The organism is Facklamia sp. P12955 (genome assembly GCF_050409565.1).
In the GTDB taxonomy this organism is placed as follows: Bacteria; Bacillota; Bacilli; order Lactobacillales; family Aerococcaceae; genus Facklamia.
In genome coordinates, this window is the sequence record NZ_JBNUPF010000054.1 from 1 (window position 1) to 1,358 (window position 1,358).

The window sequence follows — 1,358 nt, forward strand, 5'->3', positions numbered from 1 at the left end:
AATAATTACGATAGCCATAGGCATTTCGTTTCAGCACCTTGATTTTATTGTTTAGCCCTTCAATTGGGCCATTCGTTAAGGTTGAATAGTTAAAGGTGTTTTGAATAAAAGTGTGATAGCGTTTAAAGGTTCTTAAAACGGTCTTTAATTTTTTTGAAACGGGTAATGTTAGGCCATAGTTGACCCAAAACTCAAATCGATCGATTCGAAGGTCTTGAAGGGCTTCTCTTAAATGATGAACGACCTCGTAAGTGACTTTTAATTCGCTACTTGATGCTAATAAATAATCAACGATACCACTGGTGTTTGTGATCCAATCAAATAATCGATAGCGCTGATAAGTAGTGGTGTGTAATTTATTTCTTGGTGTCATGATTAGGCGCCAGTAGCGTTTATGTTTATTGTACAGTCGATTGTCTTTGTTTCGGAAGGTGTTCATCACATGAATTCGTGTCCGATTCAGCTCACGATTTAAAGCTTGAATGAGATGGAATTTATCAATAATAATTTGTGCTTTTGGAAAAACTTTTTGAATTAAATCCATATACGGTCGGTACATATCAATCGTTATCGTTTGAACCGATTGACGGGTTTCCAACGGAAATTGTTGAAAATAACGGATTAATGAAGACTGTTTGCGATCAAAGAACAAATCAACTAATCGATGCGTTTTAGCGTCACAGTAAATGAAACTCATCGCAGCATCAATCGTTCGAACACTTTTAAATTCATCAAAACAAAGGTGTTGTGGTAAGGAATGTAGCGGTTTGAATTGAAGGTGCTGTGCCATTTGATTCGTCACACGACGGACTGTATGAATCGATACATGCACCAGTTGAGCGATATAAGTTTCTGATATCGTATGTGTTAACTGATCAGCGATATATCGTTTCAAATGATTAGATAGATGACAGTGACGAGCGACTTCAGGCGTTTGAGCGGTAAAGGATGAGTGACAAGATTTACAGTAATAACGCTGTTTTTTTAAATCTAAATAAGTGGGATAACCTGCCATCGGTATTAATTGAATGCGCGATGTACGAGAGCCATTTTTAACGATTGAATAGTTAATTGCTGATTGCCCACAACAAGGGCAATGACTAATAGGCTCTATTAATTGACCCGTTAATAAGAAAGATAAACGGCCTTTAATCGAAATTTTTGAAAATTTTTGGTCATTAATTGTGATGTTTTTATCGTTTAATCCGAGTAAAGATGATATAATGTGTGACATGGGACAGCTCTCCTTTATTGTGGTTTAGTCGCTTATAATATACAGGAGATCTGTCCTTTTTTGTACCCTAAAGTAAAAAATAGAGTTGAGGCCTTCGGCCATCAACCCTATAAATTATAGAACC

At 36.4% G+C, this 1,358-nt stretch carries 1 protein-coding gene; it reads right to left on the bottom strand.

Translation table 11 applies throughout. From position 1 onward, the window contains the following. The coding region (locus ACQV2G_RS09075; protein WP_428876641.1) for an ISL3 family transposase at positions 1-1,234 on the bottom strand (1,234 nt) is incomplete at its 3' end. Positions 1,235-1,358: the final 124 nt, after the last annotated feature.